Below are 17,525 nucleotides of genomic sequence, written 5' to 3' on the forward strand. Positions count from 1 at the left end.
TCAGGCTCAGGCCGCCCGGGGCCGCAGCACCCGCAGCATCGGCAGCAACTGAATCAGCAGCATCGCCCCCAGGATCAGCCCGCAGCCCAGCAGGCCCGCCGGGGAGAGGCGGTCGCCCATCAGCACATAACCGAAGGCGGCGGTGAACAGCGTTTCGGACGACAGGATGATGGCGGCATCCGCCGCATGCGCATAACGCTGGGCGACGACCTGCGCGGTGAAGGCGACGCCGACCGACAGCACGCCGGTGTAGAGCAGCGGCACCAGCGCGGCCTGGATGCCTTCCCAGCTCCAGGTCTCGAACCCCAGCCCCCAGGCCAGCCCCACCAGGCCGCAGAACAGGAACTGCCCGCCGGCCACGGTGTAGGGCGAATTCATCCGGTCGGCCACGGCCCCGATGAGCAGTACATGCACCGCCCACGGCAGCGCGGACGCAATCACCCAGGCATCGCCCAGGCCGATCTGCAACTCATGCGCGCCGGAGAGCAGGAAGGCGCCCACCAGGCAGGCCAGCGCGCCCGGCCACACCGACCAGTGCGGCCAGTGGCGCAGCAGCAGCCAGCCCAGCAGCGGCACCAGGGGCACATACAACGCGGTGAGAAAACCGGCATTGGTGACGGTGGTGTATTGAATGCCGATCTGCTGCAAGGCCGCGCCGATGGTCAGCAGCAGCCCCAGCCCGAGAATCCGGCCACCGTCGGCAGGAGTGAGCTGCCGGGCGCCGGGCGCGCGACGTTCGTGGATGATCAGGGGCAGCACCACCAGCGCTCCGATCAGAAAGCGGATACCGGTGAACATCATCGGCCCCAGCACCTGCATGGCGTGGGACTGTGCGACAAAGGCGGAGCCCCAGATCACGGCCACGAGGGTGAGCAGGAGGTTGGCTTGGATACGGGTCATCAGAAAGTGAACAGAGCGCTGGTGTGTGGGGCGGCTGGAGCACGCTAGGGGGTGGGCAACTGCAAAGCCGTCAGCTCCTCTTCGCTGAAGCCGGCCGCTTTGCGCGCCTCCAGGTTGAAAGGGGCTCGCAGGCGAGGTGCATCGTAGGCTGCGACCAGCCCAGCGTAAGTGGCGATTGGATCCAGGTCGCGTTGCTCGCAGACGTAGCGATACCAACGATTGCCCAGCGACACGTGCCCGATTTCATCCCGCAGGATGATGTCCAGGATGGCGCCAGCTGCCAGGTCGCCCGCGCCGACGAGTTTCGCCTTGACAGCCGGGGAGGCGTCCAGGCCCCGCGCTTCCAGCGTACGCGGCACCAGGGCAATGCGGGCGAGCAGGTCGCCCTTGGTGCGCTCGGCCATGTCCCACAGGGCGTTGTGCGCGTCGAAGCTTCCATAGTCAAAGCCGAAGGAGCGCAGGTGGTCCCGTAACAGGGTGAAGTGGTAGGCCTCTTCCTTGGCCACCTGCAGCCAGTCCGTGTAGAACGAGGCCGGCATGTCCGGAAAGCGCCAGAGGATGTCGATGGCCAGGTCGATGGCATTCAGCTCGATGTGGGCCAGCGAGTGGATGAGCGCGGCGCGCCCCTGCGGAGTTCGCATGGACGGGCGGGTGAGCGCCGTGTGCGCCACCAGCACGGGGCGGGCGGGACGGCCCGGAATGCCCGGCGGCTCGTCCAGGCGCAGGGCGGTGTCCACCGGCAGGTCGGCGGGAAGGGCCAGGGTGCGCGCGGCTTTGGTGTCGGCGTCCTGTTCAAGAAGGATCGCGAGGGCGGCTTCGCGAAGACCAATATTCATCCGGGGATTATCGACCGGCTCGGGTGTGCGTGCGGTAGACACGTGGGGAGCGGTCTTCGCACCCTGGCACCGTGGCACCGTGGGCCGGTGAAGCCCTTGCCCTTGCCCTTGCACCGGGCTACTGTCCCTGGGGGCAGTGGTGAATGGGTGAAGCCCTAAAATGGCGGGTTTTGCATCGTCGGCAAGCCGCAGGGCGACAGGGGGCGTGCGGGGGCCAACGCGGTGGGCCCGAGCGGCGGGCACGATGCACGCGATGCGCACGATGCAAGCGATGCACGCGATGCAAGTGACAGCCAGCGTCATCCCGAGATATTGACTCGAATCGATTGAAGGACATCCATGAGTGAACTGCACAAGTTCCTGTTTGAAGGCCTGCCGGTGCGCGGCATGCTGGTGCGGCTGGACAGCAGCTGGAAGGACCTGCTGAGCCGCCGCAAGGAGCCCTTGCCGCCGGCGGTCCGTGATCTGGTGGGTGAAATGGCCGCCGCCGGGGTGCTGATGCAGGCCAACATCAAGTTCAGCGGTGCGCTGATCTTCCAGGTGATGGGAGATGGGCCGCTGAAGCTGGCCGTGGCCGAGGTGCAGCCGGACATGAGCTTCCGCGCCACCGCCAAGACCCGCGATGAGGTGCCGGACACGGCCACCCTGCAGCAGATGCTCAATGCCCATGGGCAGGGCCGTTGCGCCATCACCCTGGACCCCAAGGACCGGTTGCCGGGCCAGCAGCCTTATCAAGGCATGGTGTCGCTGGTGGGGCCGGAGGGCGAGCCGCTGAACAAGCTGGCGGAGGTGTTGCAGCATTACATGCGCCAGTCCGAGCAACTGGACAGCACCCTCGTGCTGGCCGCCAATGGCGAGATGGCGGCGGGCCTGTTGATCCAGCGCCTGCCCATCGAAGGCGAAGGCAACCTGGAAGCCGGTGCCAGCTCCGGCGTGGAACGCGAGCTGATGGAAGACGCCTACAACCGCATCAGCATGCTGGCCGCCACGCTCACCAAGGACGAACTGCTCACGCTGGACAGCGACACCATCCTGCGCCGCCTGTTCTGGGAAGAGACGGTGCGTCGCTTCGAGCCACAGACGCCGCGTTTTGCCTGCACCTGCTCCCGCGAGCGCGTGGGCCGCATGCTGCTGGGCCTGGGGCGCCAGGAGGTGGACGAGGTGCTGGCCGAGCTGGGCGGGGTGGAAATCGGCTGCGAGTTCTGCGGCAACCACTACAAGTTTGATGCGGTCGATGTGGGCGAGCTGTTCACCGATCCGCAGTACCAGGCGCCTGGAAGCGGGCAGATTCAGTAAGGCGCCTGCGCTGAGCCCCTCAAAGCACAACGGCCCCTCGAGCGTATCGAGGGGCCGTTGTTGTTTCAGGAGGGGCTCAGTCGTCGTTGTCGCCTTCGTCCACCCGCACCGTGCGGTTGAGGGCGGTGGGTGTCACCGGCGTGTTGCCGTGACTCTTGAAGTAGGCTTCCAGTGCCTGCACGTCGTTCAGGCCCACCTGAATCAGACGGCCCTTGGCCAAGGTCACGAAGCCGTCGCCGCCAGCCTGCAGGAAGCTGTTGATCACCACCCGCACACGCTGGTCCGGCCGGATCGGCTGGCCGTTCAGCGTCAGGCTGCCCGGCACCACGCGCTGGCCCACCGGGCGGCGCTTGTCCCATTCATACCGCAGGCCTTCGGACACCTGCAGGGGCATGAAACGGGTGTCGTTGGCCTGCCACTGCTCTTCCAGCGCCTGCTGGAGCTGGGCGCCGGTGTACTCCATCACCACCAGCATGTTGCTGAAGGGCAGGGCGGCGAACAGGTCGCCAAAGGTGGCGACGCCATCCGGACGGCGGACGATGCTGGTGCGCACGCCCCCGATGTTGGCCAGGGCCATCTGGGCGCCACCCGCCTCCGGGCGCGCGTGGCCGCCAGCATCGAGTCGGCCACGGCCTGGCCGACGGTGGAGCCGCCGCCCCGGTCCTTGTCGTTGCCTTCCTTGCTCAGCGTTTGGGCCAGCAGGCCCACCGGCCGCTCGATCAGCGGGCCGGCCAGCTTCTGGTAGGACTCGATCAGGGCTGTCTGGCGAGGGTCCTTGGCCGTTTCCGGGCGCACGATCAGGTTGTCCGCGCGCGCCTCCGTCAGGCGGCCCGTGGCGCGGTCCAGCGTGAGGTCGATTTCGCTGACCAGGGTGCCGTACTTGTCGCCGCTGGTCACCAGCCGGCCATCAATGCGGCAGTTGTAGGCGCGATGGGTATGGCCCGACACCACCAGACCCACATGCGGATCGAGTTTCTTGACGATGTCCACGATGGGGCCGGAGATGCCGGGGCATTCGTTGTAGCCGCCGGTGGGTGCGCCGCCTTCATGGATCAGCACCACCACCGTCTGCACCCCTTGTTTCACCAGCTCGGGCACCAGTTGATTGACCGTCTCCGCTTCATCGCGGAATTCCAGGCCCTTGACCCCGCTGGGGCTGACCAGTTCCGGCGTGCCCTTCAGCGTCAGGCCGATGAAGCCGATCGGCACGCCTTCAAAGCGCTTGATGCGGTAGGCGGGCAGCACCGTCTTGCCGGTGGCCGTGTCCACCGTGCTGGCGGCCAGGTATTGGTATTGGGCGCCGGTGAACGGGGTGGGGCCTTTGCAGCCATCCTTGGGGTGGCAGCCGCCGTTCTGCTTGCGCAGCAATTCGGTCAGACCCTGGTCGAACTCATGGTTGCCGACGGCCGACAAGTCCAGGCCCATCAGGCCCAGCGACTGGATGGTCGGCTCGTCATGGAACAGGGCCGACAGCAGCGGGCTGGCACCCACCAGATCCCCGGCCGCCACAAACACATGGTTGGGGTTCTTGGCCTTGAGTTGTTGCACCAGCGTGGCCATTCGCTCGGCACCACCGGCCTGGATGCTGATCATGCCGTCAGGGTGAGCCGGGTCCTTGATCCGGATGCCACCCGGCGAGGGCAGCAGGTTACCGTGGAAGTCATTGATGGCCAGCACCTTCACCGCCACGCTGCTGCCCGACGAGGCCGGGGCCTGGGTGGCAGTGGTCGTGCTGGCGGTGGTCGGGCTGGCGGTCTGGACAACGCCTTGAGGCGCGGGCACCGTGGACATCGAACCGCAGGCGGCCAGCCATGCGGCGCTCAATGCTGCCGGTAGCACCGGCAGCAGGCGGGAAAGACGAGCGATCATCAACAGCCTCCAGGCGAAAATTTAGCGTCCGCAAACATTTGCGAGCGCGTCGCGGCGCGGATTGTGCCTGCGCTGATGTGTCAGCGGCGTTGCAGACGGGAGGCGTGTTCGCATGCTGCGTCGTCGCAGTGTTCACAGCGCCATTCACCGCCCAGGCTGTCGTCCCGTTGCATCAATCGGCTGAACAGTCCGTCGCCGGCCGACACCCGCGGGCGCAGCAGCGGGCCCAGCGCGTTCAGCGCCTGGGCGAGGCGGTCCGGCCCTTGTCCGCCGACCACGCTGTAGTCCAGGCCGGCGGTGCGCAAGGCCCGCCGCAGCAACTGGTCGGTGGGGGCCTGGGCATGGGGACCGTCCCGTTGAGGGTCGGCCGCCCAGGGCAGGTCCAGGGCCATCAGCAGATTGGCCTGCATGGCGGCCTGTTGCTGCAGGGCCCAGGCATACAGGCTGCGGTCCTGGAACAGCAGGTCGCTGTAGACGGCGGTCATCAGCGGGGTGGTGTCGTGCAGGACGATGTCATGGTCCCGCGCGGCCGCCTGGCCCCGTGCATGCTGCTCAACGGCGATCGCCATCTGCTCCTGCGCTTGAGGGGTGCGGCCCTCCCGGTCGCACCATTCGCGCAGGTATTCGCTGACCAGGGCTGGCCGCAGGCGCGTGTTGAGGCGCAGATGCTCCAGCAGGGCCTGGCCCAACTGGCTTTTGCCGGTGCTTTCTGCACCCAGCAGCGCGATGTGCAGCGTCATTGGCGGCGCGCCATCGGCCCTCAGGCCGTCACCGGCGTGCTGAGCTGCCGCTGCCAGGCGCGCCAGCCGGCCACCGACATCGGCACAAACACGGCATAGAGCACCACAGTCAGCCAATAGCCCTTGAAGGCGAACAGGGCGATGCTGATCAGATTGACCACCACCCACACCGGCCAGTTTTCCTGGTACTTGCGGCCCAGCAGCCATTGGCCGGTGATGCTGGCCACCGTGGGGAGCGCATCCCAGTAGGGCAGGGGTGAATCGGTGCGGTGTTCCAGAAACAGTCCCAGCAGCGGCCAGGCTGCCAAGGTCACCACCAGCGCCATCCAGCGGCCGCGCCAGCCCAGGGTGCGCACATGCAGGGTGCCGCCGTCGGCGGTGCGCCCGCGCAGCCACTGCCACCAGCCCCACAAGGCCAGCACAGCAAACAGCAGTTGGAGTGTGGCCTCTCCATAGAGTTTCCCGCTCCAAAATAGCAAGAAGTAGAGCAGGGAGCTGGTGAGGGCCAGGGGCCAGGCCAGCACCTGCACCCGCATGTTGCAGACCACCATCCACAGGGCCAGCACAAAGGCCACAAGTTCCAGCCAGCTGATGGGGCTGCCCAGGGCGGTAAAAGCAGGGGAGAGCGCCAGATCGAGCAGCGCTTGCAAAGGATCAACCATGGCCTTCAGCGTCGCAGCGGAACAAACACTTCGTCCGGCTTGACCATGCCCAGTTCCATGCGGGCCTTTTCTTCGACCATTTCCAGGCCTTCCCGCAGGTCCAGCAGTTCCGCCTGCAACTGCTCGTTGCGGGCGCGGGCCTTGTCGTTGGCCTCCAGTTGCTGCTGCAGGTCGGCCCGCAACTGCACGCCGCGGGCCAGGCCGCCTTTGCCCAGCCAGAGCTGAGCCTGGATGGCGACCAGGAAGGCGGTGAGGACGATGGCCAGGGCTTTCACGGCCCGAAGTTTAGCTGGAGTGCGCAGCAAGCCTTGAGGGTGTGGCTACCGCATTTGGGTGGGCCATGCACAAATGCAGGCGGGGTGCGGTGCGGGCGCAACGTACGGGCGGACGGCGGACGAAAAAAAGCGCCTCCGCACAGGGAGGCGCCTTCTGAAGCCAGTGATCAGCGCAGGTTGTAGAACGCAGCGCGGCCGGGGTAGACGGCGATGTCGCCCAGGTCTTCCTCGATGCGCAGCAGCTGGTTGTACTTGGCCATACGGTCCGAGCGCGACAGCGAGCCGGTCTTGATCTGGCCGGCGTTCAGGCCGACGGCGATGTCCGAAATGGTGGAATCTTCGGTTTCGCCGGAGCGATGCGAGATGACGGCGGTGTAACCGGCGCGCTTGGCCATTTCGATGGCGGCGAAGGTTTCGGTCAGGGTGCCGATCTGGTTGATCTTGATCAGGATGGAGTTGGCAATTCGCTTGTCGATGCCTTCCTTCAGGATCTTGGTGTTGGTGACGAACAGGTCATCACCCACCAGTTGGACCTTGTCGCCCAGGCGCTCGGTCAGGTGCTTCCAGCCGTCCCAGTCGCCTTCGGCCATGCCGTCTTCGATGGAGATGATGGGGTACTTGTCGACCCAGGAGGCCAGCATATCGGTCCACTGCTCGGCGCTCAGCTGCACGCCGCCTTCGCCTTCCAGCACGTATTTGCCGTCCTTGTAGAACTCGCTGGCGGCGCAGTCCAGGGCCAGGGCGATCTGCTCGCCGGGGGTGTAACCCGCCTTGTCGATGGCTTCCAGGATCAGCTGCAGACCGGCTTCATGGCTTTCCACATTGGGTGCAAAACCGCCTTCGTCGCCGACGGCCGTGGGCATGCCCTTGCTGTCGATGATCTTCTTGAGCGCGTGGAAGACTTCGGCACCCCAACGCAGGGCTTCGCGGAAGCTGGGAGCGCCCACCGGGACGATCATCAGCTCTTGCAGGTCCAGGGAGTTGTTGGCGTGAGCGCCGCCGTTGATGACGTTCATCATCGGCACCGGCAGTTGCACACCGCCCATGCCGCCGAAGTAGCGGTACAGCGGCAGGCCGGATTCTTCAGCGGCGGCACGGGCCACAGCCATGGAGACGGCCAGCATGGCATTGGCGCCCAGGCGGCTCTTGTTCTCGGTGCCGTCCAGGTCGATCAGCGTCTTGTCCAGGAAAGCCTGCTCGGAGGCGTCCAAACCCAGCACCGCTTCGGAGATTTCGGTGTTGATGTGTTCCACCGCCTTGAGCACGCCCTTGCCCAGGTAGCGGTTCTTGTCGCCGTCACGCAGTTCAATGGCTTCACGGGAGCCGGTGGACGCGCCCGACGGCACGGCCGCACGGCCCATCACGCCGGATTCCAGCAGCACGTCGCACTCGACCGTGGGGTTGCCCCGGCTGTCGAGAATTTCGCGTCCGACGATGTCAACAATCGCGCTCATGAAACAGTCTCCAAAGTAAAAAAACTTATGCGCCGCGCATGGTGCCAGCGATCGGTTACCACCGCTGAACAATCGACACCCGGCGGAGCCGAGTGGGCGTCAGGCCCCCGATGTCAGCCCGGGATCTCAGCCCGCGATGTCAGACGCCGTCCACCACGATCATGCGCATGACGCCGGCGTTTTCGCGCAGGGTCTTGGCATGCTGGTAAGTGTCGGACTGGTAGAAGCGCTTGGCGGCCTCGCGGTCGCTGAACTTCAGCACCACCAGGCGGCTGGGCGTCCAGGGCCCTTCCAGCACTTCGAACTCGCCCCCGCGCACCAGCACTTCTGCCCCATGCTCCTTCATGGCCTTGGTGCTCCATTCGCGGTAGGCCGCCATCTGGTCGGCATCGGTCACGGTCACGTCGGCAATGATGAAAGCGGGCATGGGGGAGGTCTCCGTCAGGTGAGGTCAGGCAGATTTGCCGCCGTGGCCGCTTTTGCCCTTGTGCTCGAGCGCGGCCTTGATGAAGGCGGTGAACAGCGGATGGCCGCCCCAGGGGGTGGACTTGAATTCCGGGTGGAATTGCACGCCCATGTACCAGGGGTGGACATTGCGCGGCAACTCCACGATTTCAGTGAGTTTCTCGCGCTGGGTGATGGCGGAAATCACCAGGCCGGCGTCCTGCAGGCGGTCGAGATAGTGCTCGTTGGCTTCGTAGCGGTGACGATGGCGCTCGGTCACGACCGGGCCATAGATCTCATAGGCCAGGGTACCAGGCTTGACGTCTGAGCTCTGGGCGCCCAGTCGCATCGTGCCGCCCAGGTCGGACTTCTCGTCACGCTTCTGGATGGTGCCGTCGGCGTCCTGCCACTCGTCGATCAGGGCGATCACCGGATGCGGGGCTTCCGGTTCGAATTCGGTGGAGTTGGCGCCATCGAGATGGGCCAGATGGCGCGCATATTCAATGGTGGCCACCTGCATGCCCAGGCAGATGCCGAGGTAGGGCGTGCGGCTCTCGCGGGCATATTGGGCCGCGCGGATCTTGCCTTCCACACCCCGCTTGCCGAAGCCGCCGGGCACCAGAATGGCGTCGTACTTGCCCAGCTGGTCGACGTGCTCTTCGTCCAGCGTTTCCGAGTCCACGTATTCGATGTTCACGCGGGCATGGTTGTGGATGCCGGCGTGGCGCAGGGCCTCGTTGAGCGACTTGTAGCTGTCCGACAGGTCGGTGTACTTGCCGCACATGGCGATGGTGACTTCGGTCTTGGGATTCTCGACCTCCTGCACCAGGGTGTCCCAACGCTTCAGGTCGGTCGACTTGGTGTTGAGCTGCAGCTTGGTGCAGATGAGCTGGTCCAGACCTTGTTCATGCAGGACGCGCGGCACCTTGTAGATGGTGTTGACGTCCCACATGGAGATCACGCCATATTCCGGGACGTTGGTGAACAGCGAGATCTTTTCGCGCTCGTCGTCCGGGATGCGGCGGTCGGCACGGCAGAGCAGGGCGTCCGGCTGGATGCCGATTTCGCGCAGCTTCTGCACCGTGTGCTGGGTGGGCTTGGTCTTGAGTTCGCCGGCAGCGGCGATCCAGGGCACGTAGGTCAGATGCACAAAGGCCACATTGGTGGGGCCCAGCTTGAGGCTCATCTGACGGGCGGCTTCCAGGAACGGGAGCGATTCGATGTCGCCGACCGTGCCGCCAATCTCAACGATGGCCACATCCACCGCGTCCGGCGTGCCGTGACCGGCGCCGCGACGGATGAATTCCTGCATCTCGTTGGTGATGTGGGGAATGACCTGGACCGTCTTGCCGAGGTAGTCCCCCCGACGTTCCTTCTCCAGCACCGACATATAGATCTGGCCGGTGGTGAAGTTGTTGGTGCGCTTCATCCGAGTGGTGATGAAGCGTTCGTAGTGGCCGAGATCCAGGTCGGTTTCGGCGCCGTCGTCGGTCACGAACACTTCACCATGCTGGAACGGCGACATCGTTCCGGGATCCACGTTGATGTAGGGATCCAGCTTGATCAGGGTGACTTTGAGGCCGCGGGACTCGAGAAGCGCCGCGAGAGAGGCGGATGCGATGCCCTTGCCGAGGGAGGACACGACACCGCCGGTGACGAAGACGTACTTGGTCATTGTCTTGCAGCGCTTTGGTTCTTCCTGGGGACCACTCCACAAGGAACACCCAAAAACGCCGTGGTGGTAAAGCGGCATTATATGCGTGTCCCAAGGCCTCCCCCTGGGCGGGGGCATGGGCCTGCGGGTGAGGCCGTGCTGTCAGGCGGCAGCGGTGCCGCCGGCCGGTGTGGGGCTCCGCGGCACGGGGTGTTGCATCTCATCGATCAAGGCCAGCACCAGCGCGGCGGTGTCATCCGGACGCTCGAACGGGTAGAGATGGGTGCCTTCGAACCAGCGAAACAGATGCTTTGCCAGTGCCTTGGAGCCGGCCGCACCGGCCTGGCGCAACTCTTCCGACTGCGTGCCGCCGATGAACGCCAACGGGCAGCGGGGCGGGTGGTTGCGCAGCACGCGGGGCAGGTTGTGGGGCAGGGTGTTGTAGATGCGGGTTTCGATGTCGCGGCTGAAGCCGAGCTTGATGCGACCGTCCTCCAGGCGGTCGAAGCCGCTGTCCACGTAGTCCTGCAGCACCCGGGGGTCCCAGCGGGCGAATTTGCTCTTGGAGGCGAAGTGCGCGTGAACGTCGTCCAGGCTGGGCCATTCATGGCGTCGGGTGCGGGACACCTTGCCGGGCGACACCCGGTGGATGAACCGGGCGGCCTTGGCCACCTGCACGCTGTGGGCGCGCCAGCCATCGACCACCGGGGAGTCCAGCATCACCAGGCCGGCCGCGATGGACGGCTTCTTGCAGGCCGCCAGCAGTGACACCATGCCGCCCAGAGAGTGGCCGACCAGCACCACCGGGCCGGTCGGTTTCACGTCTTCCTGGATGAAGTGCAGCAGTTCGTCGCGCAGATGCGGCCAGTTGCTGGTGACCGGGAAACGAGGATCGTGGCCCATGCGCGGCAAGGCATGCACGGTCCAGCCCGCCGCGCGCCAGTGCTCAAACAGCACCCGGTAGCAGCCCGCCGGGAAGCCGTTGGCATGAGAGAACACGAGGGTGCGTGTCGGCAGCCCGCCGCCGTGAGTGGACGGGGCTGCGGCCGGCGCGACAGTTTGGCCCGCAGAGGCCGGTGGTGTGGGGTGAAGGTGGGCGGTGCTCATGAAATTGGAGGTCAGTCCTTCAGCAATGCCCCGCCATCAGTGGCGCTGGCTGGCCATGGATTTGAGCTGATACAGCATCGCATGCGCCTCGCGGGGGCTGAGCGCATCCGGGTCCACGTCGTGCAGGGCCTCCAGCAAGGGTGATGCCAGCTCGGCGGCGGCGGCCGGTGCGGGTTCTGGCGGCGCTGCAAACAGGTCGATCTGTGTCTCGCCTTCGCTGGCGCGTGCCTCCAGTGCCTCCAGCGCGGCACGGGCCTGTCGCACCACGGGTGACGGCATGCCGGCCAGACGGGCCACCTGGACACCGTAGCTGCGGCTGGCGGGGCCGGGCTGGATCTCGTGCAGGAAGACGATGTCTTCGCCACTCTCCACCGCCGACACATGCATGTTCACTGCCTGCGGATGCTTGGCCGGGAATTCGGTCAGCTCGAAGTAGTGGGTGGCAAACAGGGTGAAGGCCCGGCACTTGTCGTGCAGGTGGGTGGCAATGGCGCCGGCCAGGGCCAGGCCGTCGAAGGTGGAGGTGCCACGACCGATCTCGTCCATCAGCACCAGCGACTGTTCCGACGCGCTGTGCAGGATGGCGGCGGCCTCGGTCATCTCCAGCATGAAGGTCGACTGGGCATTGGCCAGGTCGTCGGCAGCGCCGATCCGGGTATGGATGGCGTCGATCGGGCCCAGGCGGCAGGCGGTGGCGGGCACGTAGGAGCCGATGGCCGACAGCAGGGCGATCAGCGCCACCTGCCGCATGAAGGTCGACTTGCCGCCCATGTTCGGGCCGGTGATGACCAGCAGCTTGGTGCGGGCGTCCAGCCGGCAGTCGTTGGCCATGAATTCGCCGGCGCCGGTTTCGCGCAGGCGGGCTTCCACCACAGGATGGCGGCCGCCCTGGATGTCGATGCAGGGATGGCTGACGAAGTCCGGGCGGCACCAGTTGAGCGTGGCGGCGCGTTCGGCCAGGGCGGCCAGCACATCCAGCGCTGCCAGCGAGCGGGCCAGACGGCCCAGTGTGGGCAATTCTTCGGTCAACTGGTCGATGACGGCTTCGAACAGCAGCTTCTCACGGGCCAGGGCACGTTCCTGGGCGGACAGCGCCTTGTCCTCGAAGGTCTTCAGCTCCGGGGTGATGAAACGCTCGGCATTCTTGAGGGTCTGGCGGCGCTGATAGTCCATCGGGACCTTGTCCAGACCGCTGGTGGTGACCTCGATATAGAAGCCGTGCACTTTGTTGTATTGCACCCGCAGGTTGCTGATGCCGGTGCGGGCGCGCTCGCGGGTTTCGAGGTCCAGCAGGAAGGCGTCGCAGTTGTTCTGGATGTCGCGCAGTTCGTCCAGCTGTTCATCAAAACCGGTGGCGATGACACCGCCGTCGCGCAGCAGCACGGCTGGTTCTTCGGCAATCGCGCGGGTGAGCAGTTCGGCCAGATGGGGTGAGGCGCCGAGGCCTTGCGAGAGGTCTTGCAGCAGCAATGCCCCCATCGGCACGGTCTGGGCCAGCTCAGGCAGGATCTGCAGCGTCGCCCGCAGGCCGGCCAGTTCACGCGGGCGCACCTGGCGCAGGGCCACACGAGCGGCGATCCGCTCCACATCGGAGACTTGGCGCAGGGCTTCGCGCAGCGGCTCGAAGCCGGTGGTCAGCAGTTCGGCAATGGCGTCCTGGCGGGCCTTGGCGGGCGCCCGGTCGCGCGGGGGGTGCAGCAGCCAGTGGCGCAGGGCGCGGCTGCCCATGCCGGTGCGGCAGGTGTCCAGCAGGGAGAGCAGCGTGGGCGAGGTTTCGCCGCGCAGCGTCTGCGTCAGTTCCAGATTGCGCTGGGTGGCGGGGGGCAGGTCCAGCAGGTCCGTCGCGCGCTGCACCTGCAGGCTCTTGACATGCGCCAGCGCGCGGCCCTGGGTGTGCTCGGCATACGAGAGCAGGGCAGCGGCGGCGGCATGGGCAGCGGTCAGTTCCTGGGCGTTGAGGCCTTGCAGGCTGGCCACCGACAGCTGCTCGCACAGCTTGCGCTGGCCCAGCTGGGTATCGAACTGCCAGCTCGGGCGGTTGGTGATGGGCAGGCGTGCGGCGAGCACGGCGGCGGGGTGTTTGTCCCGGTCCACCAGGACTTCTGCGGGGGAGAGCCGGGCCAGCCAAGAACCGAGATCACGCTCATCACACTGGGCCAGGCCCAGTTGGCCTTGGGTGAGCGACAACCAGGCCAGGCCGAAGGTCTTGCCCTGGCTGGTGACGGCCAGCAGGATGGAGTCCTGCTTGTCGGCCAGCAGTTCGGTGTCGGTCACGGTGCCGGGGGTAACCACGCGGACCACCTTGCGCTCCACCGGGCCCTTGCTTGCACCGACTTCGCCGACCTGCTCGGCAATGGCCACGGCCTCACCGAGCTTGATCAGCTTGGCCAGATAGGCTTCCAGCGCGTGGACCGGAACACCAGCCATCACCACCGGTGCGCCGGCGCTCTGGCCGCGGGTGGTGAGGGTGACGTCCAGCAGCTGATTGGCCTTGCGCGCGTCGTCGTAGAAGACCTCGTAGAAGTCTCCCATGCGGTAGAGCACCAGCGTCTCCGGGAACTCAGCCTTGATGCGGAGGTATTGCGCCATCATCGGCGTGTGCTGGCTGAAATCGTCGGGGGCGGCGGCGCTGCTCATCGGGCTTGAAAAATGAACAAAGCCCTCGGACCGAGGGCTTGTGGTGGGTCTACGGAGCGAGAGTGTAGGGCAGCGGTGACCCCCCTCGGGCGAGAGGCCTGCCAAAGTCGCCCTTCGGGAGGTGGCGAGAACCGGTTCCCAGGGGGTGCAGGGGCAGGGCACAGGGGGGGGGCGCAGGGGTCCAATGAAAAAGCCCTCGCAGAGAGGGCTTTTCGAGATTGAGATCAACCGTGCCGCGCGGGCTCAGCCTTGTGCATCGGGATTGCCATTCGACTCGGCCTTCTTGATGCGCACCGGGGCCCGCTTCTTGGGGGCGGCGTCCGCACCTTCGGCGGTGGTGGAGGTCTTGGTGGCCTTCGGTTTGGCGGTGCCGCCGCCCGGCTGTGCGGCCTGAGCGTCGGCTTCCAGATCGTCGGCGGTGATCACGCGGGAATAGGGGGCCAGCGTCTGCACCACCTGACCGTAGATCTTGGGGCTGCCGGCAATGATCTCGCGCTGGAACAGGAAGTCCGGTTCGCCCGTGAAATTGCCCACCAGGCCACCCGCTTCGGTGACGATCAGCGACCCTGCAGCCACATCCCACGGATTCAGGCCGGTTTCAAAGAAGGCGTCGTAATGGCCGGCGGCCACGTAGCAGAGGTCCAGCGCCGCTGCGCCCGGACGACGCACACCCGCGCACTGGGTCATGATCTCTTCAAACATCTTCATGTAGCGCTTGAAGTTGTCGCCCCGGCGGAAGGGGAAGCCGGTGCCGATCAGCGCATCACTCATGCGGGTGCGGCGCGACACGCGCAGGCGGCGGTCGTTCAGGAAGGCGCCACGGCCCTTGGTGGCATAAAACAGGTCGTTGCGGGTGGGGTCATACACCACGGCCTGCTGCACCACGTTGCGGTGGGCCAGGGCGATGGACACACAGTACACCGGGAAGCCGTGGATGAAGTTGGTGGTGCCGTCCAGCGGATCGATGATCCACTGATATTCAGAGTGACGGGCGCCATGGGTGCGGCCGGATTCTTCGGCCAGGATGCCGTGGTCGGGGTAAGCCGACAGCAGGATCTCGATGATGGCCGCCTCGGCGGCCTGGTCCACCTCGGTCACGAAGTCGTTGGGCGACTTGGTATTGATCTTCAGGATGTCCAGATCCATGGAGGCGCGGTTGATGAGGGCGCCTGCTGCACGGGCCGCCTTGATGGCGACGTTGAGCATGGGATGAAGAGCGGCTTGCGTCATGCGGGACGATTCCTGAACTTAGATGGTGACCTTGGATGGTGACCTTTGAAGGTGACCTTTGAAGGTGGCTTCCGGGGTGGACTGACGAAGGAAAAGAGCGCCGCGCCAGACCAGCGAGTGGCCGCGCGGATAATCTGCCATTTTGGCACAGAGTTCGTGGTTTCCCCTATGTCGCAGCCGTCCCCCCCTTCCGAGCGCGCCGAAAACGGCACAAATCCGGCCGCCGACCCGACTCGCTTCGTGCTGATCGAGACCAGCCACCCGGGCAATGTCGGCGCCACCGCGCGGGCCATGAAGGTGATGGGCTTCAAGGATCTGGTGCTGGTGCGGCCCCGGTTTGCCGACGTGCTCAGCCAGGAGGACACCGTCGCCATGGCCAGTGGCGCCGCCGACATCCTGGCCCGCGCCCGCATCGTGGACCGGCTGGAAGACGCGCTGGACGGCTGCACCTTCGTGTGCGCCACCGCCATGACCCCGCGCGACTTCGGCCCGCCCACCCGGGTGCCGCGCGAGCTGTTTCACGAACTCGCCACCACGCCGGAGGGCCGCGGCCAGCGGCTGGCCCTGGTGTTTGGCTCCGAGCGCTACGGCATGAGCAACGAGGATGTGTACCGGGCCCATGCGGTGCTCTCCATTCCGACCCATCCCATCTACGGGTCTCTCAACCTGGCTCAGGCCGTGCAACTGCTGGCCTACGACTGGCGTCAGGCGCTGGGCGGGTATGAGGTGCAGGCGCGCACGGCGGATCCGCAACGGGCCGATGCCCAGGCGGTGCAAGGGCTGTTGCGGCATCTGGAGGGCAGCCTGGTGAAGCTCGGGTATCTGGACCCGGCGTCGCCGAAGAAGCTGATGCCGCGGCTGAACCAGCTGTTCAATCGCGCCGGGCTGACGCAGGAGGAAGTCCACATCCTGCGCGGCATCGCCCGGGCGATCGACAAGCAATGTGACGCGCCCAAGGGTTGATCCGCAAGAAGGGCAAGAAGAAGTCCCTGCGCCGCCGTGGCGCATTCACTTGGCTAAACTGTTTGCCCCTTGTTCCCCTGGCCACGCTCCGGGGTGCGTGCCGGTTTCCCTCTTATCAACCCTGTTTCGGACAGCCCAGGTGCTGCCACTGCCATGTTCCAACGTCTTCGCGAAGACATTGCCTGCATCCTCGAACGCGACCCTGCCGCCCGCTCGGCCTGGGAAGTGCTGACCTGCTACCCGGGTCTGCATGCGATCGTTCTGCACCGCTTCGCACATGGCTGTTGGGTCCGTGGCTTCCGGTGGCTGGGGCGTTTCACCTCCCACGTGGCGCGCTTTCTCACGGGCATCGAGATCCATCCCGGCGCCACCATCGGCCGGCGGGTCTTCATTGACCACGGCATGGGCATCGTGATCGGTGAAATGGCCGAGATCGGGGACGAATGCACCATCTACCAGGGCGTCACCCTGGGGGGCACCTCGCTGGTCAAGGGCGCCAAGCGGCATCCCACGCTGGAGCGTGGCGTCATCGTGGGCGCCAACGCCTGTGTGCTGGGCGGCTTCACCGTGGGGGAGGGTGCCCGTGTGGGCTCGGGCGCGGTGGTCACCAAGCCGGTACCGGCAGGCGCCACGGCGGTCGGCAACCCGGCCCGGATCATCGAGGCCAAGGCCGATGCCCGCCGCGAAGAGGCGGCCGCTCGGATGGGCTTTTCCGCCTATGGGGTGAGCCAGGGCGATGACCCGATGGCGCAGGCCATGAAGGGCCTGATCGACAATGCCTCCTCCCACGAGCATCAGATCGCCCTGCTGTGGCAGGCGATCACCCAGCTCTCGGAGAGCCAGCGCAAGGACTGTGTGCCCGCCGGGGCACAGCAGGACGAGCGATTTGATGCAGGCGAGCTTGAACGGCTCGTGAAATGACAAGGGCGCCCCGCAGGGCGCCCTTGTCCTGACTCATCAGTGATGACATCAATGATGATGGCCGTGCGCTCCATGCGCATGGCGGTGTTCGATCTCTTCCTGGGTCGCGGCCCGCACTTCACGCACCTTCAGGCTCACCTGCAGATGCTGGCCGGCCAGCGGATGGTTGCCGTCCAGGTGGACCGTGTCGCCCTTGATCTTGGCGACGGTGAAGACGCGGAAATCACCTTCTTCACCGGCGCGCACTTCCAGTTGGCCACCGATCTTCACGCCGGGCGGGAAGTCCTTCTTGGGGATGGTGATCTGCAGGCTTTCATCGCGTTCGCCGAAGCCGTTCTCCGGCGTCAGTTGCAGCGTGGCCTGGAAGCCTTGTTCCTGGCCTTCCAGCGCCGCTTCGATGGCCGGCAGGGTGTTGCCGTAGCCACCGATCAGCAGTGCCATCGGCTCGTCCGTCTTCTCGATGACGCGGCCGATCTTGTCGGCCACCTTGATGTCGACGGTGGCGATGGTGTCCTTGGTGATTTTCATGATGTGTCG

The 17,525-nt window shown here is 66.0% G+C and carries 17 protein-coding genes; 3 read left to right on the forward strand and 14 right to left on the reverse strand.

Features of this window, described 5'->3' with window-relative positions; translation table 11 throughout:
* Window positions 1–6: 6 nt before the first annotated feature.
* Both OU995_RS16730 and OU995_RS16735 read right to left on the reverse strand, forming a co-directional pair.
* Window positions 7–900 carry a DMT family transporter gene (locus tag OU995_RS16730; protein WP_267831139.1) on the reverse strand — a complete coding sequence of 298 codons (894 nt, stop codon included), beginning with the start codon at window positions 898–900 and terminating at the stop codon, window positions 7–9.
* A 44-nt stretch (window positions 901–944) separates the two neighbouring features.
* The gene (locus OU995_RS16735; protein WP_267831140.1) at window positions 945–1,736 is read right to left on the reverse strand and encodes a ferritin-like domain-containing protein; all 792 of its coding nucleotides are present in this window, start codon (window positions 1,734–1,736) and stop codon (window positions 945–947) included.
* A gap of 339 nt (window positions 1,737–2,075) precedes the next feature.
* On the opposite strand from OU995_RS16735, the gene OU995_RS16740 reads away from it, so the two are divergent.
* The gene (locus tag OU995_RS16740) at window positions 2,076–3,032 is read left to right on the forward strand and encodes an Hsp33 family molecular chaperone HslO (RefSeq protein ID WP_267831141.1); all 957 of its coding nucleotides are present in this window, start codon (window positions 2,076–2,078) and stop codon (window positions 3,030–3,032) included.
* 76 nt (window positions 3,033–3,108) lie between these two features.
* On the opposite strand, the gene OU995_RS16745 is transcribed toward OU995_RS16740, so the two are convergent.
* The 11 genes from OU995_RS16745 to OU995_RS16795 all read right to left on the reverse strand — a co-directional run bounded on the left by OU995_RS16745 (window position 3,109) and on the right by OU995_RS16795 (window position 15,104).
* The gene (locus tag OU995_RS16745) at window positions 3,109–3,585 is read right to left on the reverse strand and encodes a 5'-nucleotidase C-terminal domain-containing protein (RefSeq protein ID WP_267831142.1); all 477 of its coding nucleotides are present in this window, start codon (window positions 3,583–3,585) and stop codon (window positions 3,109–3,111) included.
* Window positions 3,495–4,901, reverse strand: a complete 1,407-nt coding sequence (locus OU995_RS16750) for a metallophosphoesterase (RefSeq protein ID WP_267831143.1) — start codon at window positions 4,899–4,901, stop codon at window positions 3,495–3,497. The genes OU995_RS16745 and OU995_RS16750 overlap by 91 nt, the downstream gene beginning before the upstream one ends.
* Window positions 4,902–4,981: 80 nt before the next feature.
* The gene (locus OU995_RS16755) at window positions 4,982–5,641 is read right to left on the reverse strand and encodes an ATP-binding protein (RefSeq protein ID WP_267831144.1); all 660 of its coding nucleotides are present in this window, start codon (window positions 5,639–5,641) and stop codon (window positions 4,982–4,984) included.
* A gap of 20 nt (window positions 5,642–5,661) precedes the next feature.
* On the reverse strand, window positions 5,662–6,303 hold the full coding sequence (pnuC, locus tag OU995_RS16760) for a nicotinamide riboside transporter PnuC (RefSeq protein WP_267831145.1): 642 nt from the start codon (window positions 6,301–6,303) through the stop codon (window positions 5,662–5,664).
* Window positions 6,304–6,308: 5 nt separating this feature from the next.
* The gene (ftsB, locus tag OU995_RS16765) at window positions 6,309–6,578 is read right to left on the reverse strand and encodes a cell division protein FtsB (RefSeq protein WP_267831146.1); all 270 of its coding nucleotides are present in this window, start codon (window positions 6,576–6,578) and stop codon (window positions 6,309–6,311) included.
* Window positions 6,579–6,745: 167 nt separating this feature from the next.
* Window positions 6,746–8,032: a phosphopyruvate hydratase gene (gene eno, locus OU995_RS16770; protein WP_267831147.1), complete on the reverse strand. Its 1,287-nt coding sequence runs from the start codon at window positions 8,030–8,032 to the stop codon at window positions 6,746–6,748.
* Window positions 8,033–8,171: 139 nt separating this feature from the next.
* Window positions 8,172–8,459, reverse strand: a complete 288-nt coding sequence (locus OU995_RS16775; protein ID WP_267831148.1) for a DUF1330 domain-containing protein — start codon at window positions 8,457–8,459, stop codon at window positions 8,172–8,174.
* Window positions 8,460–8,483: 24 nt separating this feature from the next.
* Window positions 8,484–10,151 carry a CTP synthase gene (locus tag OU995_RS16780; protein WP_267831149.1) on the reverse strand — a complete coding sequence of 556 codons (1,668 nt, stop codon included), beginning with the start codon at window positions 10,149–10,151 and terminating at the stop codon, window positions 8,484–8,486.
* Window positions 10,152–10,292: 141 nt separating this feature from the next.
* Window positions 10,293–11,237 (reverse strand): alpha/beta hydrolase, encoded by a 945-nt coding sequence (locus OU995_RS16785; protein ID WP_267831150.1) that lies wholly within the window; start codon window positions 11,235–11,237, stop codon window positions 10,293–10,295.
* 36 nt (window positions 11,238–11,273) lie between these two features.
* The gene (gene mutS / locus OU995_RS16790; RefSeq protein ID WP_267831151.1) at window positions 11,274–13,874 is read right to left on the reverse strand and encodes a DNA mismatch repair protein MutS; all 2,601 of its coding nucleotides are present in this window, start codon (window positions 13,872–13,874) and stop codon (window positions 11,274–11,276) included.
* Between the two features lie 243 nt (window positions 13,875–14,117).
* Window positions 14,118–15,104 carry an inositol monophosphatase family protein gene (locus tag OU995_RS16795; RefSeq protein WP_267831152.1) on the reverse strand — a complete coding sequence of 329 codons (987 nt, stop codon included), beginning with the start codon at window positions 15,102–15,104 and terminating at the stop codon, window positions 14,118–14,120.
* Window positions 15,105–15,272: 168 nt separating this feature from the next.
* Between OU995_RS16795 and OU995_RS16800 the strand changes: the two genes are divergently transcribed.
* Window positions 15,273–16,067, forward strand: coding sequence for an RNA methyltransferase (locus tag OU995_RS16800; protein ID WP_267831153.1), 795 nt, complete (start codon window positions 15,273–15,275; stop codon window positions 16,065–16,067).
* A gap of 153 nt (window positions 16,068–16,220) precedes the next feature.
* Window positions 16,221–16,988, forward strand: coding sequence for a serine O-acetyltransferase (gene cysE / locus OU995_RS16805; RefSeq protein WP_267831154.1), 768 nt, complete (start codon window positions 16,221–16,223; stop codon window positions 16,986–16,988).
* 48 nt (window positions 16,989–17,036) lie between these two features.
* Here the strand turns inward: cysE and OU995_RS16810 are convergent, their stop codons facing one another.
* Window positions 17,037–17,516 carry an FKBP-type peptidyl-prolyl cis-trans isomerase gene (locus OU995_RS16810; protein ID WP_267831155.1) on the reverse strand — a complete coding sequence of 160 codons (480 nt, stop codon included), beginning with the start codon at window positions 17,514–17,516 and terminating at the stop codon, window positions 17,037–17,039.
* Between the last annotated feature and the right edge of the window lie 9 nt (window positions 17,517–17,525).

The organism is Roseateles sp. SL47 (genome assembly GCF_026625885.1).
GTDB lineage: Bacteria > Pseudomonadota > Gammaproteobacteria > Burkholderiales > Burkholderiaceae_C > Roseateles.